The sequence below is a fragment of the Allomesorhizobium camelthorni genome (assembly GCF_011045125.1).
GTDB classification, from domain to species: Bacteria; Pseudomonadota; Alphaproteobacteria; order Rhizobiales; family Rhizobiaceae; genus Allomesorhizobium; species Allomesorhizobium camelthorni.
Genome location: NZ_JAAKZF010000328.1, coordinates 1 through 619 on the forward strand (window position 1 = coordinate 1; position 619 = coordinate 619).

Below are 619 nucleotides of genomic sequence, written 5' to 3' on the forward strand. Positions count from 1 at the left end.
CGGTTCAGGGGCGGATAGCCGTAAGTATAGATCCAGTCCGACTCTCGCGCCGGCACATGACAGGACTTACAGTCCTTCGTGTAGTCGGTGGATGTGGTCTTTTGGGGATTGGCCGCGTCGAACCAGGCCCAACCCCAGCCGTCGCCCCAAAGCTTGTTTTCTGGAAATCGGCCGACGCCGTCTTTCACCATGACGAACCAGCCAACGAGGGCGCCGGCACTGCTTACGGTTCCGGTTGTCATCTCTTTAGTAGTCGTATGGAACACTTCCTTCACCAGAACGGTGCCGTCGGGGTAGTGTCCGTCCTTGCGATACGCATCGATGGTTCCGGGCGATGCATAGACCATGTGCATCTCCTTTGAGCCCGGACCATCGTCTTTCGCCACTGCCCAGTTGCCCAGCGCCTGATAAGCGGTCCGGTAGTCGGAAGGCACGCGCAGATTTCCCTTGTCGTCAACAACGGCCGCTGCCGGTCCCTCGTACTGTGAGCGCTTGTCCATCTGCGCGTAGGCAGTGACGGCGCCGATCATGGACAATCCTGCCAGGGCGACGCCCAAGGCACCGACAATTTTCATAGCACTGTTCCTAAGTTTGAACCGGTAGCGGTCGTTGGCCATTT

1 protein-coding gene is annotated in these 619 nt (G+C 58.6%); it reads right to left on the reverse strand.

Annotation, left to right across the window (positions count from 1 at the left end):
- On the reverse strand, positions 1 to 575 hold a 575-nt coding region (locus tag G6N73_RS36185; RefSeq protein ID WP_165034609.1), incomplete at its 3' end, for a cytochrome P460 family protein.
- Between the last annotated feature and the right edge of the window lie 44 nt (positions 576 to 619).